This window comes from Blautia sp. OM07-19 (assembly GCF_003481595.1).
In the GTDB taxonomy this organism is placed as follows: domain Bacteria; phylum Bacillota; class Clostridia; order Lachnospirales; family Lachnospiraceae; genus Blautia_A; species Blautia_A intestinihominis.
In genome coordinates, this window is record NZ_QULA01000019.1 from 25,725 (window position 1) to 51,017 (window position 25,293).

The 25,293-nt window shown below is 44.0% G+C and carries 20 protein-coding genes; 5 read left to right on the forward strand and 15 right to left on the reverse strand.

Going from position 1 to position 25,293, the window contains the following annotated elements:
• Positions 1-6 precede the first annotated feature (6 nt).
• Together DXC01_RS12880 and DXC01_RS12885 are read right to left on the reverse strand one after the other, a co-directional pair.
• On the reverse strand, positions 7-1,407 hold the full coding sequence (locus DXC01_RS12880; RefSeq protein ID WP_118699057.1) for a polysaccharide deacetylase family protein: 1,401 nt from the start codon (positions 1,405-1,407) through the stop codon (positions 7-9).
• 28 nt (positions 1,408-1,435) lie between these two features.
• Complete coding sequence (locus DXC01_RS12885) at positions 1,436-2,956, reverse strand: polysaccharide deacetylase family protein (RefSeq protein WP_199705005.1); 1,521 nt, start codon at positions 2,954-2,956, stop codon at positions 1,436-1,438.
• Between the two features lie 229 nt (positions 2,957-3,185).
• Here DXC01_RS12885 and DXC01_RS12890 point away from each other — a divergent pair, with 229 nt between their 5' ends.
• Complete coding sequence (locus DXC01_RS12890) at positions 3,186-3,635, forward strand: hypothetical protein (RefSeq protein WP_022215682.1); 450 nt, start codon at positions 3,186-3,188, stop codon at positions 3,633-3,635.
• Positions 3,636-3,691: 56 nt separating this feature from the next.
• Here DXC01_RS12890 and DXC01_RS12895 read toward each other — a convergent pair whose 3' ends face one another.
• The 9 genes from DXC01_RS12895 to DXC01_RS12935 form a co-directional block, all read right to left on the reverse strand.
• The gene (locus DXC01_RS12895; protein WP_022215681.1) at positions 3,692-4,138 is read right to left on the reverse strand and encodes a DUF1934 domain-containing protein; all 447 of its coding nucleotides are present in this window, start codon (positions 4,136-4,138) and stop codon (positions 3,692-3,694) included.
• A 14-nt stretch (positions 4,139-4,152) separates the two neighbouring features.
• Positions 4,153-4,974 (reverse strand): glutamate racemase, encoded by an 822-nt coding sequence (murI, locus tag DXC01_RS12900; protein ID WP_022215680.1) that lies wholly within the window; start codon positions 4,972-4,974, stop codon positions 4,153-4,155.
• Positions 4,975-5,058: 84 nt separating this feature from the next.
• Positions 5,059-5,304: a hypothetical protein gene (locus DXC01_RS12905; protein ID WP_118252578.1), complete on the reverse strand. Its 246-nt coding sequence runs from the start codon at positions 5,302-5,304 to the stop codon at positions 5,059-5,061.
• 68 nt (positions 5,305-5,372) lie between these two features.
• A complete protein-coding gene (locus tag DXC01_RS12910; RefSeq protein WP_118699058.1) occupies positions 5,373-7,034 on the reverse strand; it encodes a GerAB/ArcD/ProY family transporter in 1,662 nt (553 codons plus the stop codon).
• Complete coding sequence (locus tag DXC01_RS12915; RefSeq protein ID WP_118252580.1) at positions 7,031-8,584, reverse strand: spore germination protein; 1,554 nt, start codon at positions 8,582-8,584, stop codon at positions 7,031-7,033. Before DXC01_RS12915 ends, DXC01_RS12910 begins: the two co-directional genes overlap by 4 nt.
• 97 nt (positions 8,585-8,681) lie before the next feature.
• A complete protein-coding gene (locus tag DXC01_RS12920; protein WP_118699059.1) occupies positions 8,682-9,362 on the reverse strand; it encodes a GntR family transcriptional regulator in 681 nt (226 codons plus the stop codon).
• A gap of 28 nt (positions 9,363-9,390) precedes the next feature.
• Positions 9,391-10,254 (reverse strand): 4-(cytidine 5'-diphospho)-2-C-methyl-D-erythritol kinase, encoded by an 864-nt coding sequence (ispE, locus tag DXC01_RS12925; RefSeq protein WP_118252581.1) that lies wholly within the window; start codon positions 10,252-10,254, stop codon positions 9,391-9,393.
• Positions 10,255-10,363: 109 nt separating this feature from the next.
• On the reverse strand, positions 10,364-11,920 hold the full coding sequence (locus tag DXC01_RS12930) for a DUF3794 and LysM peptidoglycan-binding domain-containing protein (protein ID WP_022215674.1): 1,557 nt from the start codon (positions 11,918-11,920) through the stop codon (positions 10,364-10,366).
• A 20-nt stretch (positions 11,921-11,940) separates the two neighbouring features.
• Positions 11,941-12,390 carry a protease complex subunit PrcB family protein gene (locus tag DXC01_RS12935; RefSeq protein WP_227222566.1) on the reverse strand — a complete coding sequence of 150 codons (450 nt, stop codon included), beginning with the start codon at positions 12,388-12,390 and terminating at the stop codon, positions 11,941-11,943.
• Between the two features lie 150 nt (positions 12,391-12,540).
• Between DXC01_RS12935 and DXC01_RS12940 the strand changes: the two genes are divergently transcribed.
• Entirely contained in the window at positions 12,541-13,281 is a 741-nt protein-coding gene (locus DXC01_RS12940) for a lysophospholipid acyltransferase family protein (RefSeq protein WP_022215672.1), read from the forward strand.
• A gap of 53 nt (positions 13,282-13,334) precedes the next feature.
• Here DXC01_RS12940 and DXC01_RS12945 read toward each other — a convergent pair whose 3' ends face one another.
• A complete protein-coding gene (locus tag DXC01_RS12945; protein ID WP_022215671.1) occupies positions 13,335-14,570 on the reverse strand; it encodes a galactokinase in 1,236 nt (411 codons plus the stop codon).
• 264 nt (positions 14,571-14,834) lie between these two features.
• On the opposite strand from DXC01_RS12945, the gene DXC01_RS12950 reads away from it, so the two are divergent.
• Both DXC01_RS12950 and DXC01_RS12955 read left to right on the forward strand, forming a co-directional pair.
• On the forward strand, positions 14,835-15,734 hold the full coding sequence (locus DXC01_RS12950; protein ID WP_022215670.1) for a helix-turn-helix transcriptional regulator: 900 nt from the start codon (positions 14,835-14,837) through the stop codon (positions 15,732-15,734).
• Entirely contained in the window at positions 15,731-16,510 is a 780-nt protein-coding gene (locus tag DXC01_RS12955; RefSeq protein ID WP_118252582.1) for an HD domain-containing protein, read from the forward strand. Before DXC01_RS12950 ends, DXC01_RS12955 begins: the two co-directional genes overlap by 4 nt.
• Positions 16,511-16,719: 209 nt before the next feature.
• On the opposite strand, the gene DXC01_RS12960 is transcribed toward DXC01_RS12955, so the two are convergent.
• Entirely contained in the window at positions 16,720-19,176 is a 2,457-nt protein-coding gene (locus DXC01_RS12960; protein ID WP_118252583.1) for a glycogen/starch/alpha-glucan phosphorylase, read from the reverse strand.
• 96 nt (positions 19,177-19,272) lie between these two features.
• On the reverse strand, positions 19,273-22,425 hold the full coding sequence (gene ileS / locus DXC01_RS12965; protein ID WP_118699074.1) for an isoleucine--tRNA ligase: 3,153 nt from the start codon (positions 22,423-22,425) through the stop codon (positions 19,273-19,275).
• Between the two features lie 521 nt (positions 22,426-22,946).
• Here ileS and DXC01_RS12970 point away from each other — a divergent pair.
• Positions 22,947-24,227 carry a D-alanyl-D-alanine carboxypeptidase family protein gene (locus DXC01_RS12970; protein ID WP_022213750.1) on the forward strand — a complete coding sequence of 427 codons (1,281 nt, stop codon included), beginning with the start codon at positions 22,947-22,949 and terminating at the stop codon, positions 24,225-24,227.
• On the opposite strand, the gene DXC01_RS12975 is transcribed toward DXC01_RS12970, so the two are convergent.
• Complete coding sequence (locus DXC01_RS12975) at positions 24,210-25,169, reverse strand: 3'-5' exonuclease (protein ID WP_022213751.1); 960 nt, start codon at positions 25,167-25,169, stop codon at positions 24,210-24,212. The genes DXC01_RS12970 and DXC01_RS12975 overlap by 18 nt on opposite strands.
• Between the last annotated feature and the right edge of the window lie 124 nt (positions 25,170-25,293).

Genomic DNA, 25,293 nt, shown 5'->3' on the forward strand with positions numbered 1-25,293 from the left:
TATTATTTACATTTCCGGAACCGGAGTCGGCCGGGAAGAATCCCATACATCAGAAACATCAAAAAGGTCACTGAGCATATCCGGGTTATAGTACATTCTATATCCATCCAGGTTTCTTCTTCCCTGGCGGAAATACTGATCTGTGATCTGAACAAAATACTGACTGGAATCTACGTTGCAGAAATAATTGTATCCCGCGCTCTTGTAATACTGGAACTTCGGATTATCAGAAGAATATCCCTCCCAGTCACCAATATCCGCGCCAAACGCAAAGATGACCATATCTGTATCACCAAGGATCGGAGCCACATAAGCTTTCCATTTCTTATCATCAGTCTCAAGATCCTCTGCGGAACGCTCTGTTGCATTCATGTGTCCCCAGGTATGGCTCGCAAATTCCCATCCCTCTGCTTTCATGGCATCTGCTACCTTCGTTGCCTCCTTAACATCCTGGTCGTAATCAAAATCAGGATTATCATCCAGGAATTTCTTCTGGTCATCCTGAAGATTTTCTTTGGTCTTGTAGGCTATATCAGTTCTGTATCCCAGTACTCCGTTATAACCTGTCATCGCAAGGATTCCCTTGCGTCCATGATAGGAAAAATCCGGATGTTCTTTGATAAAAGAATCCAACAGCGGAACAAGATCATAATCTCCTACCAGAACATTTCCATCTGCATCAATGTATTCTGTTTTTACATCTCCATTTTCATCGAGTACAAGTTTGGATGCACATCCATCACCATCCATATAATGATAATAGCTGACATCGTCCTGAGAAAGCACAAACGGGATCTTGCCCTCCGGCACCATGATCTTGCCGCGGCTCATCGTACCATCCTTGTTCACTGTTGCCATGTCATGCGGGCTTACCAGAACATAGCCCTTATCATACATGATCTGAATGATCTTATTGAACTCACTGACAGTCGTCATAACCTGATTGTAGTTTCCGGATTTGGAATCTCCGTCAAAAGCCCTGGAAGTGTCCTCGATCAGTGTGTGAAAAAACACATGTGTGATCTGTTCCAGTGGATACTCTACAAGTGAAGACTTTGCAATCTGGCACTTGGCTGCCAGGTCCATATAGTCCTTGTTTTTCGTAAAATCTTTCTGACCCTTCAGAAGTTTGATCGCCTCATCGTAATTATACTGTTCGTACATGATCGTTGCCTGATCGAGAACTGTCTGATCCTTACTGGATTTCTCAGAATCAGTGTCCTCTGTGTCTCCGGCATCTGCCTCACTGCTGTCTGTCTCTGCTTCATCCTGAGAAGCAGTCTGGTAAGTTTTTACTGTTTTGGTTTCTTTTTCTGCTATATGATTCAAAAGCGGCAGAATATAACTGCCGCTCAGAAGTATCGAAGCTGACAAAATACATGTAAGTATCACAGCTCTTTTCTTCATAGTTAGTAACTCCTTCTTTCTTATTTGTTTAACCCATCGGTGGAACCGGAATCGGTCTGCTTGGATCAAAAACATCTTTTGCATTGAACAGGTCTTCCAGAAGATCCGGATTATAGTACATACGATATCCGTCCAGATTTCGTCTTCCCTGACGGAAATAGCGATCCCGGATCTGCACAAAATATTTGCTGGAATCTACATTACAATAATAATTATATCCGACACTCTTGAGATATTCAAATTTATCACCGGAATAGTCCTCCTGAGTGGTCAGATCCGTACCAAATGCAAAAATAATAATATCCGTTCCTCCGATCAGGGGATCCACATTATCCTTGAACTTCTGTGTATCTGCCTGAAGCTGTTCCAGAGAAATCTGTCCGATGTTTTGATGACCCCAGGTATGACTGGCAAACAACCATCCATCCTCTTTCATAGCATCAGCAACTTTCTTTGCTTCTTCCCGTTCTTTGTCCAGACTGAAATCCGGGTGTGCATCCAGCCATTCAACTTTGTTATCATCCAGATCTGCCGGACGTGTTTCATAGCTGATATCTGTTCGATATCCCAGAATTCCATTATATCCGGTCAATGCAACGATTCCCTTGGCTCCTCTGTAAGAAAAATCAGGATGTTCTTCTACGAAACGATCGATCAATGGAACCATATCATAGTCACCTACTGATACACTTCCATCATCCTCAATATATTCATTTCGAATCTTGCCTTCATCATCTACAACCAGTTTGGAGGCAAATCCATCACCATCCATATAATGGTAATAACAGACATCATCCTGAGAAAGTACAAACGGGATCTTACCTTCCGGAAGAAGGATCTCTCCCGGTGACATGGTTCCATCCTCATTTACAGTAGCCATGTCCTTGATGCTTACCATCACATACCCCTTATCATACATGGTCTGTGTGATCTTGTTGAATTCATCGATCGTGGTCATGACCTGATTATAATCTGCTTCCTTGTAATCACCATCAAAAGCTTTGCTCGGATCTTTGATAAGAATGTGATAAAAAACATGTGTCACTTCTTCCAGTGGCCATGATTTACAGGAAGCTTTGGCCTCTTCGTATTTCTTAACGGCACTCTGCATATCTGAATCGCTACTATATGATGTATCTGCCTTAAGAAGCTCTATCGCACCGTCATAATCATACTGTGTCGCTTTAAGTTCAGCAGCTTTGAGTGTATCTTTCGGTGAACTTTTGCTGCTGGCGGTTTCCTGCTCTGTCTTGTCTCCCCCGGAAGCATCTGCCGTCGTTTCTTTATCTGTGCCGCTGGCTGACGGCTTCGACGAAGAAAAATGTCCTGCAATTCCACGGACTGCCGCAGTTATAATAACTACTGCTGCCAACGCCATAACTATCAGGATCATCCTTCTCTGACGCTGCCGTTTCCTCTGCAGCGCCCGTCTCCTGCGCCGGCGTTCCCGAATCCGCTCTTCCTCGGTCAGATCTTCTTTTCTTACAGAAGCAGTCGTTCTTTCCCTGTATTGGCACCTGTTCCGACTTTTACCATTATCCTTCTCCATACTAACTCCTTAGTCTTTTTTTTCTGTAATCCCCAGTATACCCGGGATTTCTGTATTTATCCCTGTCTTTAGATTTCGCTCTTTTCATTATACCTGTTTAACTATATAATTTCCACCGTTTTCCTTTTTCTTCACGGAATTTTCGTGAATTTATTTGCCTTTTGTAATAAATAATGATAGAATATATTTCGCATAAATATTTGTAATATACACACTGAGGAGGGTATCTATGAGTACACTTAGCATCGTCCTTCTTGTTATCTTGGTCATTCTGATCATTGCCCTGGTTGCACTTTATTTCTTCGGAAAGAAAGCTCAGAAGAAGCAAGAAGAACAGCAGGCACAGATTGAAGCTGCAAAACAGACTGTTTCCATGCTGATCATCGATAAGAAACGACTTCCACTCAAAGAATCCGGTCTGCCGCAGATGGTCATTGACCAGGCTCCTAAGCTGATGCGCCGTTCCAAACTGCCGATCGTTAAGGCTAAGGTTGGTCCGAAGATCTCCATACTGATCGCAGATGAGAAGGTTTTTGACCTGATCCCTGTCAAAAAAGAAGTAAAAGCCGAAGTAAGCGGTTTATACATCGTTGGAGTTAAAGGAATCCGTGGTTCTCTTGAAGCACCGGCACCTAAGAAAAAGGGATTTTTCAAAAGAATGTTCAGCAAAGACAAATAAGATCGAAAGACAATGCCCGTAAAGTATTTCAGCTTTACGGGCATTTTAATTTGATTTTATAAAACAAAATCCGCGGAATCCTTGGACTGTGCCTGTACGGTCAGATAACAGTCAGCGACATGCTCTTCGTTCATATCCAGAGCATAATCCACCTTCATCTGAATGCCGTCTTCACTCTCCTTGAGTTCCAGTCCTGTCGCTGAGATTCCCATCTGCAGCGTACCATATGGCGTATTGTAAAAAGTCTTGTTTTTCTTGCCTTCCTCAAAAACCATATGTACATTTACCTGTCCCTGCTTGCGGACTTCTACTCCGTTCGGTGACATCTTGATATAATTTACTGTAGTCTCTGCGGTATCATCCAGCATTTCTTCGTAACGGAGATAATGACTTCCGTTTCGGAAATAATACTGTCCCGGAACTACGATCTCGATCGGCTCCTGTGCATCATCTGTTTCCATCATCTGGAGCCCGCGTACATGTATCAGTACATCTTTATTCATATGTTTACTCCTCTTTAATACTTCTCTATGTCGATCTTCTTTGCCATTGAAACATCATATGGCAAGATAGAATTTGCAAAATCCTTAAACTCATCTGCCAGGTCACTGACATAAAAACGATACGGAAAATCCTCTTCACCTGTTCCACTGCTGGAAATATCCATCTCTGCAAGAAGTGCCTTCAGCTGTAAGGCTGTCTCGTATGCCGGATTAACCAGTCGCACGCCCTCACCCATGACTTCTCTGATCGTAGAACGGATCAGCGGATAATGTGTACAGCCGAGGATCAGTGTGTCAATTTCTTTATCCTTCAGTTCCTGAAGGTATCTGGACACGATCTCCGTAGTTACAGGATCATGAAGCCATCCTTCCTCGACCAGTGGAACAAACAACGGACATGCCTTGCCTATCACTGTGATCTCCGGATCAAGCTGTTTAAGATACGCCTCATGAATACCGCTTCCGACAGTTCCAAGCGTTCCGATCACGCCGACTCGCTTATTGCGTGTCTCCTTTGCAGCAACCTTGGCTCCTGCTTCGATCACTCCAAGTACAGGGATATCCAGTTCATCCTTCACTGCATCCAGGGCAAATGCACTTGCCGTGTTGCAGGCGATCACGATTGCCTTGACCTGCTGCTCCTCCAGAAAATGAATGATCTGTCTGGAATAGCGGATGACTGTATCCTTGGATTTACTTCCATAAGGAACTCTCGCCGTATCGCCAAAATAAACGATCTTCTCCGATGGAAGATTTCTCATGATCTCCCTGGCTACGGTAAGACCGCCTACTCCGGAATCAAATACACCGATCGGTGCATCTCTGTCTATTTTCATAAATCTATTTCTCCAGTCCTTTATGTTCTGTTTGCTATGTAAGACTCAGAAAAAGCCACAGCCTCTCTGAATCGTTCTTTAATCTTACCACCTCTCCAGGGCTTTCGCAAGCCAGAAGGAAAGCTTTGGCGGCTGTTTTACAGTATTTTCATAATTAGCGCTGTTCTGTGATCCTCTCTCAAAGCAAAACTGTGGATACAGGGTTCCCCACCACGCCATAATACTGCAATCCTCGACATTTTTCGTGCCTCCGAACAAAAGTGTTACTGCCAGCATGCCTGTCATCACAGACAACAGAAGTCTTTTTTTCCAGTTCCTTAACCAGTCCATTTGGGTACCTCCGAATCTATGAAAATAAAATCGTCTTCTGTCTGGAGTATGGACGTTTTTCTGCAAATTTATTCCAGATATACCTGAATTTCTCCATTCTGCAGGATGATCTCAGGAATTCCTGGTAACGTGCCATTCTCATACCACTGATGATATACCTGGCGCAGCGTAGTACCGTTTTTCTCCTGATCCGGAATCCTGTTTTCAAGAAGTCCCGGCAGGTATTCCCCTATCGAGGTTCCTTCCTTGTTCCAGTCCATAAGCTCTGTCAGATTTTCTGTCCGGAATACATATACATTTTCACCGATCAGCGGTTCTTTTTCCAGATAAGATAACAGTTCACTCCATCTGTCTGACTGTGTCAGATCATTCTTAAGGATCAGCACCTGCAGATGTCCCATGTCCAGATATTTTTCCTGTGAACGGTCATATATTTTTTCTATCGTTTCAAAATCCACACCTGTTATCGCCAGTGCAGAATTTCCTGTCTCTTCTTTTTCCTGTCCTTCTGCACTTGGAAGTTCCGGCAGTCCATAAATAAATTTCCACCCATTTTCCGACTTCTCTACGCCGAGTGCAAGTGGATACATTCTCTTTTCCGGTTCAATTCCCGCACATCCGCTCAGTGTCAACGCGCAGATCAGTAAAACAACTGTAGTCGTTTTTCTTATTTTCTTTTTCTGTCCATGAAAAAGGATCGCCATCTGTATGAGCAGAAGTCCCGGGACAAAAATACTTCTCAGATAGTTTCTGTAGAATATCACCACATCCATACCTGGTACTTCCACCAATGACAATCCGAAGATCAGAATTGCCAGCCAGTATTTCGCCGTTCCCAGATGGCATTTCTCCGTGATCTGATAACCATAGTAAAAAAGACTTCCCATTGCAAACAACAATCCATACAGAAGAAATCCCATCCAGAGAACATCAAATCTCGCAAGGACATTTCCCGGAAGATCTGCCCCTGCAAGAAGAGGCAGGATTGGATATGTTTCTGTAAGAAGCCGTCTCCACCCAAATACTGCCGGCAATAAAATAAGAACTCCTGCAAAGATTCCGCCTACAGTGAGGACAGACGCTATGATCGTCTTGCCTGCACTTCCCCGCTTCTCTACATCACGCATGATAAACGGCAGAAGTCCGATCCCGGAAAATCCACACAGAAAAAGATAACTGCTCTGAATGACTCCACTCCCGCTCACTCGCTCTGTTTCAAACATCTCCTGAAGATAATCAACACGTGTCTGTCCAAGGCACAGTACCATCATCAGAAGGATTCCAACCAAAAGCAAACCTCCGGAAACTTCTGCCATCCGTCCCCGTCTCTGGATTCCTCGTTCTGTTCCCACACTGCATATAACGACTACCAGAAAAGAGATCCAGCCCGCCGGCACTCCCAGGATCAGCCACCTTGGCACGATCTGCTCCAGTATCTTCAAGATATAAACTGCCGTCAGGATAATATACGCCAGAAAAAAGAGTCCTGCTATCCGTCCCCAGAACCTTCCAAAAAAACGTACCATATCCGAATATCCGCTGGTCACTCTCAAAAGCACAAAAACATAAATGACCAGCAGGATCACTGCCGCCAGAACACCTGCCATTCCCGTCATTCCCTGAATCCCGTTTTTCCCAGGAAGACAGATCAGGAAAGGAGCCAGAAACGTCAGGATCATCTGGCGATAAAGCTGTCTGTGCGAAATCCTGTTATTCTCCGCAAATTTCATGAGTCTTTCTCCTCCTGTTCCTGAACTTTCCGGGAATCTTCCCGGCGGCTTTCTCCGGAATCATCGGAATCATTTTTCCGCAGACGGATTTTCTGTTCCCATCTTGCATAGAGCGGCCTCTGCCATCTCTTCCTGAACGGGATCCGCAGGATTCCTTCGCCAGCATCGCGGCAGGGTTCTTTTTTTATAAACGGAAGAAGGTACGGCATGCCGCAACTCAGAAGCCCGGAGAGATGTGCCACTGTCAGATAGATCCCCAGAACGATTCCAAAGATTCCAAGATATCCACCCAGAAACAGAAATACATATTTCAAAAGTCGGAATGCTGCGGCAAACTCTTCCTCCGGGATCACCATCGATCCCAGTGCGGTCAATGCAACGATCATAACAACGATAGGACTGACCAGATTTGCACTGACTGCCGCCTGACCAATGATCAGGCCTCCCACGATTCCGATCGCATTCCCCAATGCCCCGGGGACCCGCACTCCTGCCTCCCGGATCAGTTCAAACGAGAGTTCCAGAAAGATCAGTTCGACCACGCTGGAAAAAGGTACTCCCTCCCGTGCTTTTGCAAAAGACAGGATCAGATTTGCCGGAAGTATCTGTGTGTGAAAGCGGATCACTGCAAGGTAAAGCCCCGGGAGCAGTGTCGCCACAAGCAGTGCAAGATAACGAAGTGCCCGCAGAAACGATGCCATTTCAAAATGATGAAACCAGTCCTCGCTGCTCTCCATAAAGCCATTAAAGGAACTTGGAAGGATCAGTGCGGACGGAGAATTGTCACAGAGCACCACGATCTTTCCATTCAGGATCTCCATCGCCGCCCGGTCGGGACGTTCCGTTGTCTGATACTGTGGAAACGGTGAATACCATGTTCTGTCTGTAAGCTGTTCCAGCATTCCACTGTCAAAGATTCCATCTATCCTGTATTCATCCAGACTGGTTTTGATATTCTCCAGAAGATCTTCCTGAACGAGATCTTCCATGTAGAGAAGCTGCAGGACTGTCTTTGATCGGACACCTGTCGTTTTTTCCTCGACCTTCATTCTGCTGTTCCGGATCCGCTTTCTGACCAGTGCGGAGTTTGTTTTTACAGAATCCGAAAATCCTTCTTTGGAACCGCGCAGGACTTTTTCTGATTTCGCTTCGGAAACTCCCATGTCCGGGTATCCCTTGCTGGATATTTTCATCGCCTTGTCATATCCGTCTATAAAAAAAACTGCATTTCCTGCAAGAACTGCTGACAGGACTTCTTCCATATCCGCCAGTTTCTGCACATCTGCGATCCCCAGACTGTTGTTCCGCATAAATTCCTGTATCTGCCCCGGTGAGATCTCCCAGAAATGATTGATCATCTTGCCCAGTGCAGAATCATCCAGCATCATATTTGAAACTGCCACTTCGATATAGACCATCAGACAGTCTATTTTGCTTTCGCTTCCCAGACGCATGGGGCGGATCAGGATATCTGCACAGTTCTCGAATTTTTCTCTGATGTAGGATTCATTTTTTCTCAGTTCACTGTGGATTTTGGTCTTTTGATCCATTGCATCCTCCTGTTGTAATCGTAATCCATAAAAAAAAGAGATACACACAATATGTATCTCTTTTAGAATAACCGGATTATACAATTTTATTTACAGTTCAGCGATTTTTTGTTTCTTCCCTGATAGAGCGGATGATCGCCTCTCTCTGGTTCTCGATATGCTGATAAGAAATCTCCTTGGCTTTCTTGAGGTCACGATTCTTGATCGCCTCGTAGATCTCCTCATGTTCCTTAACAAGAAGGTTTCTTGTTTCTTCATCCTTGAGATATTCCACACGATATCTGTAGATCTGCTCACGAAGATTATTCAGTACCTGATTCAGTCTGCGGTTGTCGGAAGATTTGTAGATCACTTCATGAAAAGCTACATCGGCTTCTGCCAGCTTAACAAGATTTCCCTCTGCCATCGTATCCTCAAAGTTCTTGGCTGCTTTCCAGAGATCATCAAGCTGCTCCTCGGTCATGCGCGCGCATGCATTCTCGATCGACAGATTTTCAAGTGCCATACGGACTTCCAGTACATCATTCAGATCCTTCTCTGTAATGTTCGCCACCTGTGCACCGCGGCGCGGGATCATCACGACCAGACCTTCCAGTTCCAGCTTACGCATCGCCTCACGAACAGGAGTCCTGCTGACTCCAAGTTTCTCCGCCAGCGCGATCTCCATCAGTCGTTCTCCGGGTTTCAGCTCACCCTTCAGAATCGCTTTACGCAGTGTGTTAAATACCACATCTCTTAACGGCAGATATTCATTCATATCAACAGAAAAATCATTCATCTTAAGTACCTCCTGTAAAAAATCCCCCTCAGTCTTTGCGGTTAAAAACTTCTGTAGCAAATACAGTCTTGGCCAGATGACTGCTTCGCAGAACCCTGGCTGCTGCTTTCATCTTGTTCTTATCATCAAAAATACCAAAGACAGTCGGACCGCTTCCGCTCATCATTGCCTTGAGTGCACCATGTGCTTCCATGAGATCCTTGATCTCCTGGATCACCGGATATTTGCCGATGATCCCCGGTTCAAATACATTTCCCATTCGGGAAACCATAGTATAAAGATCTCCATTCTCAATATCAGAGATCATACCATCAATATCAGGATGTGCTCCCATATTCTGAAGATCCAGATTTTCATAAGCCAGTTTCGTAGAAACATTGACCGCCGGTTTGCCAACCAGAATATAACATTTCGGAAGCTGCGGAAGTCTGGTCAGTTTCTCACCGATTCCCTCAGCCAGTGCTGTTCCACGCATAATGCAGTACGGCACATCTGCCCCGATCTGCACAGCACGCTCCATGAGTTCCTGCTCACTTAAGCCAAGATGAAACATCTTGTTTACACCGACAAACGCTGCCGCTGCATCGGAACTTCCGCCTGCCATACCTGCTGCCACCGGAATGGACTTGGTAAGCTTCATGGAAATTCCCTCCTGGATATCAAATTCATCCATGAGAAGTTTCGCTGCCTTATATACCAGATTTCTCTCATCTGACGGAACATAAAGAAGATTCGTAGTCAATGTGATCCCCGGTGAAGATTTCCGCCGGATATCCAGAAGATCATACATCTGGATCGTCTGCATCAGCATACGAACTTCATGGTAACCATCGTCTCTTTTACCCAGGATATCCAGTCCCAGATTAATTTTCGCCATTGCTCGCAAACGCATAAATATCCCCTCTGTCCTTTGTGATTTTGTTTCTTTTTTCATTTCTTTTGTACTTTGTATACAATATGATTGTATCTATTTTAAATGATTTTTTTCAGGATTTCAAGTATCAGCTTTCAACTTTTTTTACCAATAAAAGCGGCTGTCCCAGGGTCAGCTGATCATTTTCGAGACTGTTCATGGAAATGATCTCCTCCATAGTCGTATAGAATTTTTTTGCGATGTCCCAGAGTGTATCTCCCTGCTTCACCATATATACCGTAATTCCCGGCATACTTCGGATCTTTTCTGTATCGAGTGGCTGTTCTTCCACACTTTCAATGATCTTTTCCTCTATGCACTGGATCACAAGAACATTCAGGCTCACCGCCGCTCTGACTTCAATCTCGTTACTGTCGACCATGCTTGTCGAAAGCTGTTCCAGATCCGTATGGAAATAGTAGACGCTGTCCTCTGTGATCCCCCTTGCCTCCACCACATGACTGAACGGCATCATCACTTCCATGGAATAGAACGGCATGTCGTCATTCCCCACGATATAGAGAACTTTCATCTGAACGATCCCGTCTACCTGGATCCCATCTTTGACAATTTTTGTTTTATCTATTTTTACTTTTCCCTGGCTGTGGCAAATCTGGAGGATTTTCCCCTGTGTCTCCTTGATCTCAATCCGATCAGACACGCGGCATTTGGAAAAATTCCTCACCAGAAGACTTTCCAGAACTTCATTTTTGCATTTTGGGATGCACTGACGAAACGGAGTATAGACATCCATAAGTATTTCATGGTCTTCTTCCCTGTAAAGACGGATATCCAACTCCAGTACGATATCTGTTACAAAGATGCGTTCCTCTCCGTCGGAATCCGGTTTCACCTCCACGCTCTGATTGATGACCGAAGCTTCCAGATTTGGAACCATGTCAAAAGTACATCCGCTGCATTCCACTTCTCCGGTAAATGGTATAGAATGCTCCAGCCACTGCAGGGTACCGTCCTCATCATCCCCTTTATACAAAGCAAACAAAAAAAGTTCTCCTTTGGCTTTTACTACATTTTCTTCCGGTCTTAAGTCCAGTCCTCTGACTTCAAGCGTATACCAGAGAAGCTCTGCGATATTCGGTTTATTGGATACCAGTTCTACTTCTTCTTTGAGCCGCAGGGTGTCTTTTTTATGTATGGCAAGACTGAGAAGACGCATCTGTTTTTTCTGCACAGAAACTGTTTCATCATCCAGTGAAACCGGCAGACGGATTCCTGAGAGTTCATCTACAACTGCATAAAAAGTCACTACTGCTTTGATGTTCAGTTTTCTTGAATGGATCAGGTGCAGGCTCAGATCCTCTATTTCCCACCGAAGACACATCTTATCGCCACTTACGATCCCCTCAAGGTTCATCGTCTCTTCCACCGGCAGTTTGGCTGAGAGACTGTAAACTTTGCCCTCTTCTTCTCCTACATAGAGAAGATCCACCTGCAGGCTTCCTTTCAGAAAAGCATGACCGTCGCTTAATCGGACTTCTTCTACCGAAACATCGCCCTTGTTCTGGACCATCCGTCCGATATCCGGTTTTACATCCGGCACATTATAATCCACATCAAAAGTCACCTGGCTGGTCGCTCTGCTCTTTGTCCGCAGCACCTGAATATCTTCTTTTCTTAATTCCATCGCTGACCGCTCCTCTCATACTATTCAAACACAACAGGTTCTTCTCTGTAATCGGTCTTTACTGCAATATACGGATAAGATGGCGCTCCGCTCTGATTTTCTTTCTCCGGTCCGATCAGTCTCGTTTTGAAAAAAATCGTCGTAGACGAAGCCGAAAGTTCAGCCACCTGAATACTGTATCCTCCGCTCATCTGCTTTCCATATCCCCGGATCAGATACAGGGTATCTCCCTTCTGATAAGTCATCTGAAAATCGTCCGCTTTCTTTTCCTGAATCAGTTCCTGTGCACTCTGCGGAAGTTCTGCTGTATCCACCACCGTATATTCAAGAGGTGTCCTCTCCCCTTCCTCTATCTTTACCAGGCTGCATCCTCCTGCACTCAGCAAAAAAGCCAGTAATATGCACCAGACAACCGTCATATATCGTTTTGACCGATTTTGTCTGATTCCTGCAGACAGTGGTATCTGCATAGGCACAATTCTCCTGTCCGCTCTTTTTCAATATGTATTCTATGCCAAAACCAAAAGATTTATTGCAACTATTTCAAATATCCCTTATACTGATAGCAGAGTTTCGAACACGCGAAACCCATGCAAATTTAACAGAAAGAGGAATTCGTTATGATTCGTTTTATCATTGTTGCCATTACGGTCATCGGGTTTCTGATCCTTTCCATTCCGATTCTTCTGATCGAATGGATCATCGGAAAATTTTCACCAAGGACCAAGGAAATCAGTTCTCTTCGAATTGTCCAGGGAGTATTTAAATTCATTCTCTGGGAAGCCGGAACCAAAGTTACGATCATCGGCGAAGAAAATGTTCCCAAGGATACTCCGGTTCTCTACATTGGCAATCACAGAAGTTATTTTGACATCGTGCTTACTTACAGCCGCTGTCCGATCCGTACCGGCTACATTGCCAAGAAAGAAATGGAGCGTTATCCGCTTCTTTCCAACTGGATGAAATATCTTCACTGTCTGTTTCTTGACCGTAAGGATATCAAACAGGGACTCAAGACCATCCTCGCAGCCATCGACAAGATCAAATCCGGCATTTCCATCTGTATCTTCCCTGAAGGTACACGTAACAAGAATGCAGATGACCTGGAGCTTCTTCCTTTCCACGACGGAAGCTTCAAGATTGCTTCCAAGACAGGCTGTGCGATCATTCCAATGGCACTTAACAACACCGTAGAAATCTTTGAGGCACATATGCCAAAGATCAAATCAACTCATGTCGTTTTGGAATACGGTAAACCAATCTATGTCAAGGACCTTCCGAAAGAAGATCAGAAACATCTCGGTGCATACACTCAGAACATCATTCACGATATGCTCGAAAAAAATAAACCTCTGGTATGATCCAGGGGTTTATTTTTGTGATTTTATATTCTTTTTTAATAGACAGTAGTTGCTTATCCGATATGTGCTGCTCCGACTGCACGGATGTCCATTGGATATACATTTTCTTTTCCAACAAATTTAGAAATATATTCTACATAGTTCTCCTGCTCTTTTTCCGGAATGATCGCTGCGATAACGCCTGCAAATCCACCACCGTGAACACGGCATACGCCTGCGCCAATCTTCTTGAGGAAAAGCTGTGTCAGTGCAAGAGTTCTTGTGATCTTCTGCTCGTGGAAATCTTTCATAGTGTAGCAGTTCTGAAGGAGTTCCCAGGAAGATTTTCCGGACTCGTCGATCAGTTCAAGGAATTTATCATAATCATCATGGTGGATCGCATCTGCTGCTTCCTCTACACGGGTAGTCTCTCCAAAGAAATGAAGTGCACGGAGAATTGCTCTGTCATCCTCAATCTCATTGCAATGCTCAAGAAGTGCATCTACGTTTGTCTCATGAAGAAGGTTCACGCCAAGTACTTTGGCAACAGCTTTCATTTCACCCGGGATCTCAGAGTATTCCTGGCTCAGATCTGCATGACCTTTTCCTGTATTTACGATAACAAGCTTGTATCCGAATTTTCCGAAGGAGAAATCCAGTTTGCTGTATTTGAGGTTATTGCTGTCAGCGAAATCAAAAAGAACCGGTCCGCCTACTGCACATGCCATCTGGTCCATCATTCCGGAAGCTTTGTCCCAGTAAACATTCTCTGCATACTGGCCAACTTTTGCATAATCATTATATGTCATTTTGCTTTCGTTAAAGAAGTAATCAATGATAGTGCAGATCAGCATCTCGAAAGAAGCAGAAGAACTTACACCTGCTGCTGCGATAACGTTTGTGCTTACATATGCATCGAATCCTGCTGTCTTAAAGCCGTTCTTCTGTGCACCTTCCATCATACCTGCAACGAGTGCCGGTGTTCCCTTCTTGTAGTTTGCCTTGCTCAGTTTGGTAAGGTCTACAACGATCTCATCTCTGTATCCTTCACTGGTGATATGGATAGTCTGTGTTCCGTTCGGATAAGCCGCTCCGATGGTATCCAGGTTGATGCTTCCTGCAATCACCTTGCCGCCATTGTGGTCTGTATGGTTTCCAATGATCTCAGTTCTTCCTGCTGATGTGAAGTATTCTGCTTTGTCATGTTTGTATGTTTTTGCAAAATTATCTGCAAGTTTCTGGAAACGTGCGCTGCTCTTCTCTGTTTCTCCATAGATTTCCTGAAGTTTTGCTGTTTCTGGTAAATTCATGTTCCTGTTCTCCTTTTACATTTTATTTTGATGCATCCCATGTAGTTTTTGTTTCATTATGTTGTTTCGTTACGCTCTTTCATCATGCACATTATTCTCCTGTGCACATCTGATAAATCCATTATATATCTTTTTCTGTAAAATACCTTAATTAATCTGCGAAAAAAAAGTAAAATCTTGCGTTATTCATATTTTTTTGTTTATAATAAAGGTAATTTCCTGCGTTCAGCAAATCTTCGAAAAAAGGAGGAGAGACAGTCTCTCATGCAGATCATCACAAACCAGTTTCAAAAAGAATTAAAGAAACATGGCAGCGACCATTTCCCGTTTCTGGTCAGTTATCAGCGGCTGTCAGAATATGATTCCAATTCCTTTATGTGGCACTACCATCCGGAAATCGAGATCACTTATATAAAAAAAGGCTCCATGCACTATCGTGTAAATAATCAGTCCTTCCACCTGAAAGAAGGGGACATTATTTTCTGCAATTCCAACGCCCTCCACAGCGGCGAAATGGAGCACCAGGAGGATTGTTCCTATATACCGATCACTTTTGACCCAAAGCTGATCTATGGATTTTTCCAGAGCACCATCTGTACGAAATATGTAGAACCTGTGATCCAGAATCTTGCTGTCTGTGCGATGCACATCGACTATACAGAAAGCTGGCATGAAACTTTCCGCAAAAAAATGTTGGAAGTCATCGCCCTTGATAAAGAAAAGCCTGATTTCTACGAACTGGACATATCGATCCGGATGCAGATCATGTGGCGGCTGCTCGTAGAACATCTCCCACATCAGCCGCTTCCTGCCGCATCTGATCTCACAGAATATGAACGGATCCGCAAAATCCTCTCTTACATAGAACAGAATTACATGAACCCGATCACACTGGCAGAAGTCGCTGAACACATTCATCTCTGTGAAAGTGAATGTACGCGCCTGTTTAAACGCCATATGAATACTACACTCTTCTCTTTCCTGCAGGAGTACCGGATCGAACGAAGCCTGGAATACCTGAGCACCCACGAATCCATCAGCAACATCGCCGGAAAGACCGGCTTCTCCGACTCCAACTACTACTCCAAAGTCTTCAGCAAGATCAAAGGCTGTAGTCCGAGAGAATACCGCAAAAATCTTATATCACAGGAGGATCACGCATGAACTACAACAATGCAAAAGAACAATTTGAGAAATATCTGAACAGCTATGACCGTGATAATGGTAAAGTCCGTCTCAAGATCATTCATACCTACGGCGTAGTGCATGATATGACAGAAATCTGTAAACGTATGCAGTTATCTGATGAAGACACTGAACTCGCCAGAATCATTGCCCTGCTGCACGACATTGGTCGTTTTGAACAGTTGAAACGTTTTGACAGCTTCGAACCGACCACCATGGATCACGCAGCTTATGGTGTGCAGGTTTTATTTGAAGAAGGCATGATCCGCCAGTTTGTCCCGGAATCCACCTGGGACGATATCATCCACACTGCTATCGCCAGACACAGTGATTTCAAACTTGAGGGGATCACAGATCCACTCACCCTCCTTCACGCCCGCTTGATCCGCGATGCAGACAAACTGGACAACTGTCGCGTAAAATTAGAGGATGATCTTCTGGTCTTCATGGGGGCATCTGGAGAAGAAATCGGTGCACAGGCAATTACTCCTGTCATTTACGATACTGTTTTCAAAAACCAGTGTGTCTACTCCCCTGACCGCGTCACCAGAATGGATTACTGGGTCTCCTACGTCGCTTACTTCCTTGACATCAATTATCGTGCAACCCTCGATATCATCGAAGAACACGACTACCTCAACAAGATCATCGACCGCATTCCTTACTCCAACCCGGACACCCGCCAGAAAATGGAAGACATCCGCACACATCTGGCTGAATTTATCCACACCAGCCCAGGATATACCTGGAACTAATCCACATTTCCTACAAAAAAAGGACCTGACTTACCTAAGCCAGATCCTTTTTATTTACCCACAATCATTCTCCACACAGGAAATCTACCCCACACAAAAACCAGGAATACATTCCCCCACTAACTCACTTCATCTCATCATAACCTATAGCCATGCTTCGACTAAGCCAGGGGTGTGCAGTGGGGACTGCTAAGTCCACTTTGCGGAATTTATTTAATAAATACTTTGTCCAGATGCCAGATATCATCTACATACTCTTCAATTGTTCTGTCAGATGTAAATTTACCTGCGCATGCTGTGTTCAGCATAGCCATACGAGCCCAGCCTTTTTCATCTTTGTATGCTTCTTCTACTTTCTTCTGTGCTGCTGCATAGGAGCGGAAGTCAGCAAGGATGAAGTACTGGTCTGCTCTCTCTCCACCATTCTGGTTGAGGAGTGAGTTGTACAGATCACGGAACAGTTCTGTATCAGCGGAGAATGTTCCATTTACAAGCTCTGTCAGTACCTGACGGATCTCATCATCTGTGTTGTAGATGACTCTCGGATCATATCCGCCATTGTTTTCGTAATTAATAACTTCATCTGCACTCAGACCGAAGATAAATGCGTTTTCTTTGCCAACTTCATCAACGATCTCAACGTTAGCACCATCCATGGTTCCCAGAGTCGGTGCACCGTTCAGCATGAACTTCATGTTACCTGTACCGGAAGCCTCTTTACTTGCAGTAGAAATCTGCTCAGAAACATCTGCTGCTGCAAAGATCATCTCAGCGTTGGATACACGATAGTTCTCGATGAATACAACTTTCAGTTTGCCTTCGATAGAGGCATCATTGTTTACAACATCTGCTACAGAGTTGATCAGTTTGATGATCTTCTTGGCACGTGCATAACCTGCAGATGCTTTTGCACCGAAGATGAATGTTCTTGGATAGAAATCCATTTCCGGATGTTTCTTGATCTGATCATACAGATAGATTACATGCAGAATGTTCAGAAGCTGACGTTTGTACTCATGAAGTCTCTTAACCTGTACATCGAAGATAGAACGTGGATTTACCTCTACTCCGTTGTGCTCCAGGATGTATTTTGCCAGACGAACTTTGTTCTGGTATTTGATGTTCATGAATTCCTGCTGTGCTTTTTCATCATCAACATAAACTTTCAGTTTGCTGATCTGAGACAGGTCTGTGATCCATTCCGGTCCGATATGATCTGTTACCCAGTCTGCAAGAAGCTGGTTTCCGTGAAGCAGGAAACGTCTCTGAGTAATACCGTTTGTCTTGTTGTTGAATTTCTCCGGCATCATTTCGTAGAAATCTTTCAGTTCCTGTTTCTTAAGGATCTCTGTATGAAGTTTTGCAACACCGTTTACAGAGTAGCCTGCAACGATTGCAAGATGAGCCATTTTTACCTGTCCATCATAGAGGATTGCCATCTTCTTGATCTTGTCATAGTTTCCAGGATATTTTTCCTGAATCTCAAGAACAAAACGACGGTTGATCTCTTCGATGATCTGGTATACACGTGGAAGCAGTCTGGAGAACAGTTCAACCGGCCATTTCTCAAGAGCCTCTGCCATGATTGTATGGTTTGTATAAGCAACAGCTTTGGTTGTTACAGACCATGCATCATCCCATCCAAGACCTTCTTCATCCATAAGGATACGCATAAGTTCTGCTACTGCTACTGTCGGATGAGTATCGTTCATCTGGAAAGTAACTTTTTCGTGCAGTTTCATGATATCTTTGTGGTTCTTCTTATATTTGTCGATAGCAGCCTGGAGACTTGCAGATACGAAGAAGTACTGCTGTTTCAGACGCAGCTCTTTACCTGCCATATGGTTATCATTCGGATAAAGAACTTCTACGATATTGCGGGCAAGGTTTTCCTGCTCAACTGCTTTTTTGTAATCACCTTTGTCAAAGGAATCAAGCTCAAAGTCTACGATTGGCTCTGCATCCCAGATTCTTAAAGTGTTTACGATCTTGTTGTTATATCCTACGATCGGCATATCAAACGGAACAGCTTTTACTGCCTGATATCCCTTGTGTACGAATTTGTTGGATCCTGTTGCCGGATCATATTCAACATCAACATATCCACCGAAGTGAACTTCTTTTGCATATTCCGGACGGCGAAGTTCGAACGGATATCCGTCTTTGAGCCAGTTATCCGGTACTTCTACCTGATATCCGTCTTTGATCTGCTGTTTGAACATACCATAACGATAGCGGATACCACATCCATATGCGCTGTAGTTAAGAGTTGCAAGAGAATCCAGGAAGCATGCTGCCAGACGTCCCAGACCACCGTTTCCAAGGGCCGGGTCCGGCTCCTGATCCTCAATTGCGTTGATATCAAGTCCGAGCTCATCCAGAGCTTCTTTGACTTCTTTGTATGCAGTCAGGTTGATCAGGTTATTTCCAAGTGCACGACCCATCAGGAATTCCATTGACATATAGTAAACAGTTTTCGGATCCTGCTCTTTGTATGCGTTCTGTGTCTCAAGCCAGTTATCAATGATAACGTCTTTTACAGTGTAGCATACAGCCTGGAAAATCTGCTCCTGTGTAGCTTCTTCGAGTTTTTTACGATAAAGGAATTTAACGTTTTCCTTTACGCTCTCTTTGAAAGCTTCTTTTTTGAACTGCTTGTCGATCATCGCGTTTCCTCCTTAATCGCACAGCAACAGCTGTGCAGCTTTGATTACCCCAATTTTTACGAATCATGCCCGGTATATTTACCGGGCATGAGTTAATTACATCTTTGCAACACCAAGGACAACTGGCTCTTTGTTAATATTCCATTCTTTTACATAGCCGTCGGTTGTGCCCAGAGTCATATCCTCTGCCAGTACTTCAGACATGATTTCTTCTTTGTGGTTCTTCATGAGTTCAAGAATTCTGTCATTATCTTTTGCATAGATATGGATCTTGTCCATAACTTCAAATCCGGCTTCTTTTCTCATTGTCTGTACTTTGCTGACAATCTCACGGATGAATCCTTCTTCGATCAGCTCTGGTGTCAGATTTGTATCAAGAACTACAGAAATATCACCGTCTGCTTCTGTTACATAACCTTCTGTCTGTGCGGTCTCGATCAATAAGTCTTCCTCAGAAAGTTCTACCTTGTTTCCATTGATATCCAGTGTCAGAAGACCTGTGGATCTCAGCTCGTTCATCGCTTCTGTTCCGTTGATCTCAGCAAGTGCTGTACGGATGCCGTTCAGAAGTTTACCGTATTTCGGTCCTACTGTACGGAGCTGCGGTTTGAAACTGTAGGAGATGAAGGACTCTACATCATTTGCGAACTTCACTTCTTTGACATTCAGCTCGTCTGCAATGATATCTGTGTAGAACTGACCCATTTCTTTGTCAGCTTTGATATACATTGTTCCGATCGGCTGACGGTTCTTGATGTTTGCAGTATTTCTTGCTGCACGTCCAAGAACAACGATCTTGAGAAGTTCTTCCATATCGTCTTCCAGCTCTTTGTTGATCCATGCTTCTTCGACTTTCGGGAAATCACAGAGATGAATACTCTCAATTGCGTCTTTGTCAACGCTTCTTACAAGGTTCTGGTAGATTTCTTCTGTCATGAACGGGATCATCGGAGCTGCTGCTTTGGAAATTGTTACCAGAGCAGTGTACAGAGTCATGTAAGCATTGATCTTATCCTGCTCCATGCCCTTAGCCCAGAAACGCTCACGGCTTCTTCTTACATACCAGTTACTCATCTCATCTACAAACTCCTGAAGAGCTCTTGCGCTTTCCGGGATCTTGTAGTTTGCAAGGCAGTCATCGACAGTCTTCACTACAGAATTCAGCTTGCTTAACAGCCATTTATCCATAACAGGAAGATTGTCATAATCTAAAGTATATTTTGTTGGGTCGAAATTGTCAATATTTGCATAAAGAACAAAGAATGCATAAGTATTCCACAGAGTACCCATGAACTTACGCTGACCTTCCTGAACAGCCTTGCCATGGAAGCGGTTCGGCAGCCACGGAGCACTGTTGATATAGAAGTACCAGCGGATCGCATCTGCACCGTATTTCTCAAGTGCATCGAACGGATCAACTGCATTTCCTTTGGATTTACTCATTTTCTGGCCATTTTCATCCTGTACGTGTCCAAGAACGATAACATTCTTATATGGAGCCTGGTTGAACAGGATCGTGGACTCAGCAAGCAGAGAATAGAACCATCCTCTTGTCTGGTCAACAGCCTCAGAGATAAAGTCTGCCGGGAACTGTTTTTCAAAAAGTTCTTTATTTTCAAATGGATAATGATGCTGTGCAAAAGGCATTGCTCCTGAATCGAACCAGCAGTCAATAACCTCCGGTACACGATGCATGGTTCCACCACATTCCGGGCATTTCAGTGTGATCTCATCGATGTATGGACGATGGAGTTCTACTGTCTTGGCTCTTTCATCACCGCTCATCTCAAACAGTTCCTGACGGCTTCCGATAGAATGCATATGTCCGCATTCACACTGCCAGATGTTCAGTGGTGTTCCCCAATAACGGTTTCTGGAAATACCCCAGTCCTGAACGTTTTCCAGCCAGTCGCCGAAACGTCCCTTACCGATGCTCTCCGGAATCCAGTTGATAGTATTGTTGTTACGGATCAGATCATCCTTAACTGCTGTCATCTTGATGAACCAGGACTCACGTGCATAGTAGATCAGTGGTGTATCGCATCTCCAGCAGTGCGGATAATCATGCTCGAATTTCGGAGCATCAAAGAGTTTGCCCTCTTTATCCAGATCCTGAAGTACAAGCGGATCAGCTTTCTTAACAAAAACGCCGGCATATGGAGTTTCTGCTGTCATATCACCTTTGCCGTCTACAAACTGTACGAACGGAAGGTCATAGTCGCGTCCTACACGGCTGTCGTCTTCACCGAATGCCGGTGCGATATGAACGATACCGGTACCATCACTCATCGTTACATAGTTATCTGCCGTAACAAAATGAGCTTTCTTTTTCTGTTTTGCTGCTGCCTCTCCTGCGCATGCGAAGAGCGGCTCATATTCTTTGTATTCCAGATCTTTTCCGACATATTTCTCAAGAACTTCGTACGCCGGTGTCTCTTCGGAACCAAGTTTGCCGAGAACTTTGTCAAGCAGTGCTTCTGCCATATAATAAGTATAGCCATCTGCTGCTTTTACTTTGCAGTAAGTCTCTGTCGGGTTTACGCAGAGTGCAACGTTGGATGGCAGTGTCCACGGTGTTGTGGTCCATGCCAGGAAGTATGCATCTTCTCCGACAACCTTGAAGCGAACGATCGCAGAACGTTCTTTGACTGTTTTATAACCCTGTGAAACTTCCTGTGCGGAAAGTGGTGTACCACAACGCGGACAGTAAGGAACGATCTTGAATCCTTTGTACAGGAGTTTCTTGTTCCAGATTTCTTTCAGTGCCCACCATTCAGACTCAATATAGTCATCATGGTAAGTAACATATGGATTCTCCATATCAGCCCAGAAACCAACGGTTGAGGAAAAGTCTTCCCACATTCCTTTGTATTTCCAGACACTTTCTTTACACTGCTGGATAAATGGTTCCATACCATATTCCTCGATCTGTTCTTTGCCGTCCAGACCAAGTTTCTTCTCTACTTCCAGCTCTACCGGAAGTCCGTGGGTATCCCATCCAGCTTTACGAGGTACCATGTAACCTTTCATAGTACGGTATCTCGGGATCATATCTTTGATAACACGTGTCAGTACATGACCGATGTGCGGTTTGCCGTTTGCTGTCGGCGGTCCATCATAGAACATGTAAGTAGGATCGTCTTTGCGGTCCTCCATACTTTTTTCGAAGATATGGTTTTCTTTCCAGAATTTTTCTACTTGTTTTTCACGGTCTACAAAATTCAGGTTCGTATCTACTTTCTGATACACAACAGATTCCTCCTTTAAATTCTCTCGGGAAAATTTTTCCATAAAAATAAAAAAACTTCCGTCCTGTAAAAGGACGAAAGCAATTTCCACATTCGCACCACCTGTTACATTGTACGGGCTGGTAGTAATCAAACGCCGATACATGTTCCCTTTAACGGCGGAAACACCGTCCCTCCTTACTTAAGATTTCAGGAAAGAAACTCCGGAGTGATCTTCCATCGAAATTACTGACACCAGGCTCCCACCTCATCCCGGCTCTCTGCGGTTTTCATATCGATCTACTGTCTCCATCACAGTTTTTATTTCATTATATGTGCTGTTTCATTATACGGTTCTGTTTTTGTTTATGTCAAGGTCTTTTTGCGATATTTTCAGGGATTTACGGCTATTTTACCCAAACCGCTTTAAGGTTTTACGTTTTCTCCCGCTGAAATACACCCTTGTATACAAAAAATGATTACAGTATAATTGTTGAGAATGGTATAATATAGAAATTATATTCAATAAAGAAAGGTAATTACATGAAAAATAAAAAAATCAGCAGACGTGCTACTGCCACCTGCTCGACATGCAATGCAATAAAGCGCGTTCTTGGCAGCGTACTCTGTGCAGCTCTCATTGTCTGCCAGACAGTTCCTGTCCTTGCAACCGATGAATATGGTGATCCGATCGTAACAGCAACGCCTGTTCCTGAAGAAATCTATCATACAGACTATTATACACAGCCTGCAGATACAGATTCCATTGAGGGATGGGTTCAGGGACCTCAGATAGAGGGAGAATCCGCTGTACTCATGGATATGATAACAGGAAGCATCCTTTATTCAAAAAACGCAGACAAAGCTCAGTATCCAGCCAGCATCACCAAGATCATGACTGCCCTTCTCGGCAGTGAAAATCTGAAAGCCACAGACAAATTTACCATGTCTGAAACCGCTGCTCATGGAATCACAGATACTCAGAGTTCCAGTATCTACGCAGATACCGGGGAAGAATTTACCGTAGAACAGGCACTGATGGCAGTTATGCTCCAGTCAGCCAATGAAATGACTCTTGCCATAGCTGAACAGACTTCCGGTTCCGTCAAGAAATTTGTCGAACTGATGAACCAGAAAGCCCGTCAGATAGGATGCACCAATACGCATTTCAACAATCCTAACGGGCTTCCGGATGAGAAACATTACACTACAGCCAATGATATGGCAAAAATCGCCCGTGCAGCCTGGTTCAATCCGATGTTCCGTAAATACTGTACAACTGTTTATTACGAAATCCCGGCAACCAACAAGTTCAGTGAAACCCGTTACCTTCTGAATCACCACAAGATGATGTCCGGACAGACCTATGCTTATGACGGTGTTCTTGGCGGCAAAACAGGTTATACAGAGGCAGCCGGAAATACACTCGTTACTTTTGCTCATCGCGGAAATATGTACCTTGTCTCCGTCGTCATGCAGTCCATCAATGGTGCATACTCCGATACCAAATCCCTCCTGGATTACGGATTTGACAATTTTTCCAGAGCTGCTGTAAAAGAAAAAAAAGAAATCTCTTTTTCCTGTCTTCCAGCAGAAAAATATCTGATCAAAGACTACCAGCACTGTGTTCTTTTTTATTCGATGCGGACACCTTCCGTAGCACTTCCAAATGGAACAGATACGGATTCCCTCAAAAAGAATTACACCATTAAAAAAAATCCGGCAGGTCGTCCCCTTCTGACCATCAATTATTCTTTCAACGGTCATCAGGTTGGAACTGCCAGATATTATCCAAAAAATTCAATCTCAGATCTGCTTCTCTGATTTTCTTTTGATCTGTCTCTTCTTGCGGAGGAAATCCCTTTTTTCACGGATTTCTTCCGCTTTTTCATTACCTACATTTTTAAGCGTCTTAATTACATAATAACGGTCTTCTTCTGTATGACGGATCCTTATCTTACCTTTCACGTATCCATGCTTCTGACAGAGTGATATGCTCTCATATGCCTTCGAATTATTCATAAACCATCGAATCTTACGTTTCGCCGGCAAATGACAGATCGGGCATTTCGTGCTGGTCACTTCCCTGTCCCTCATAATCTTGTCCCGGTCTGTGAATTCCCTTGAAACATATTGGTCATGATCCGGATAGGATAAAAAAAGCTCATCTTTCTTTTTTTTCGGGTTCTGATATACGTCCATGGAATAGTTTGTAAAAAGAGTCTTCTCATCTACCCATTTCAGAACCATCGCCGTATAACGCGCATCTGTCAGTGCCCTGTGGAATGTCTGCTCCTTCGGAATATCAAGCTGATCGATCGCGAATTCCAGACTTCTGCGTCCACCGGCTTCCTTACAGCACATACCAAAAACTTTTTGCACATCGTAATACTTCACCGGTCCCGGAAGAAGAAACAGCAGATCATAATATTTCATATTTCTCTGCAATTCCATGACATCCTGATTTCCCCAGGTAAAAAATGCAAAGTCATCTCCACACCAGTCCAGAAATTCCCTCACCGCCTCCGGAAAAGGAAGTCCGTCTGCAAGATCCTTATAATCCACATGGATCACCTCATGGATACTGTCATGGATCCAGTTATATACCTGCGGCTTTATCAGCCTCTGAAAAACATCTACAGGTTCTCTTTTTTCATTCATCTTCACAGCACCGATCTCTATGATTTCAAAAGGCAGGCGACTGTTTGAATATTTCTTTCCGCCTGGACTCTGATTCCATTCCAGATCAAAAACAATATAGTTCATACCGTGTTTCCTTTTCTTTCTTTTCCGTAAAATACCTGATGTATTTCTGCACTCTGTCATTTAGTATAGCAAAAGAAAGGAACCGATGCAACTGCACCGATTCCTTTCGTGGCTTATAATATTT

What these genes read in the sequence shown, in the direction of transcription:
- DXC01_RS12880 (WP_118699057.1), bottom strand. Translation starts at nt 1,407, where the DNA reads ATGAAGAAAAGAGCTGTGATACTTACATGTATTTTGTCAGCTTCGATA.
- DXC01_RS12885 (WP_199705005.1), bottom strand. Translation starts at nt 2,956, where the DNA reads ATGGAGAAGGATAATGGTAAAAGTCGGAACAGGTGCCAATACAGGGAA.
- DXC01_RS12890 (WP_022215682.1), top strand. Translation starts at nt 3,186, where the DNA reads ATGAGTACACTTAGCATCGTCCTTCTTGTTATCTTGGTCATTCTGATC.
- DXC01_RS12895 (WP_022215681.1), bottom strand. Translation starts at nt 4,138, where the DNA reads ATGAATAAAGATGTACTGATACATGTACGCGGGCTCCAGATGATGGAA.
- murI (WP_022215680.1), bottom strand. Translation starts at nt 4,974, where the DNA reads ATGAAAATAGACAGAGATGCACCGATCGGTGTATTTGATTCCGGAGTA.
- DXC01_RS12905 (WP_118252578.1), bottom strand. Translation starts at nt 5,304, where the DNA reads ATGGACTGGTTAAGGAACTGGAAAAAAAGACTTCTGTTGTCTGTGATG.
- DXC01_RS12910 (WP_118699058.1), bottom strand. Translation starts at nt 7,034, where the DNA reads ATGAAATTTGCGGAGAATAACAGGATTTCGCACAGACAGCTTTATCGC.
- DXC01_RS12915 (WP_118252580.1), bottom strand. Translation starts at nt 8,584, where the DNA reads ATGGATCAAAAGACCAAAATCCACAGTGAACTGAGAAAAAATGAATCC.
- DXC01_RS12920 (WP_118699059.1), bottom strand. Translation starts at nt 9,362, where the DNA reads ATGAATGATTTTTCTGTTGATATGAATGAATATCTGCCGTTAAGAGAT.
- ispE (WP_118252581.1), bottom strand. Translation starts at nt 10,254, where the DNA reads ATGCGTTTGCGAGCAATGGCGAAAATTAATCTGGGACTGGATATCCTG.
- DXC01_RS12930 (WP_022215674.1), bottom strand. Translation starts at nt 11,920, where the DNA reads ATGGAATTAAGAAAAGAAGATATTCAGGTGCTGCGGACAAAGAGCAGA.
- DXC01_RS12935 (WP_227222566.1), bottom strand. Translation starts at nt 12,390, where the DNA reads ATGCAGATACCACTGTCTGCAGGAATCAGACAAAATCGGTCAAAACGA.
- DXC01_RS12940 (WP_022215672.1), top strand. Translation starts at nt 12,541, where the DNA reads ATGATTCGTTTTATCATTGTTGCCATTACGGTCATCGGGTTTCTGATC.
- DXC01_RS12945 (WP_022215671.1), bottom strand. Translation starts at nt 14,570, where the DNA reads ATGAATTTACCAGAAACAGCAAAACTTCAGGAAATCTATGGAGAAACA.
- DXC01_RS12950 (WP_022215670.1), top strand. Translation starts at nt 14,835, where the DNA reads ATGCAGATCATCACAAACCAGTTTCAAAAAGAATTAAAGAAACATGGC.
- DXC01_RS12955 (WP_118252582.1), top strand. Translation starts at nt 15,731, where the DNA reads ATGAACTACAACAATGCAAAAGAACAATTTGAGAAATATCTGAACAGC.
- DXC01_RS12960 (WP_118252583.1), bottom strand. Translation starts at nt 19,176, where the DNA reads ATGATCGACAAGCAGTTCAAAAAAGAAGCTTTCAAAGAGAGCGTAAAG.
- DXC01_RS12970 (WP_022213750.1), top strand. Translation starts at nt 22,947, where the DNA reads ATGAAAAATAAAAAAATCAGCAGACGTGCTACTGCCACCTGCTCGACA.
- DXC01_RS12975 (WP_022213751.1), bottom strand. Translation starts at nt 25,169, where the DNA reads ATGAACTATATTGTTTTTGATCTGGAATGGAATCAGAGTCCAGGCGGA.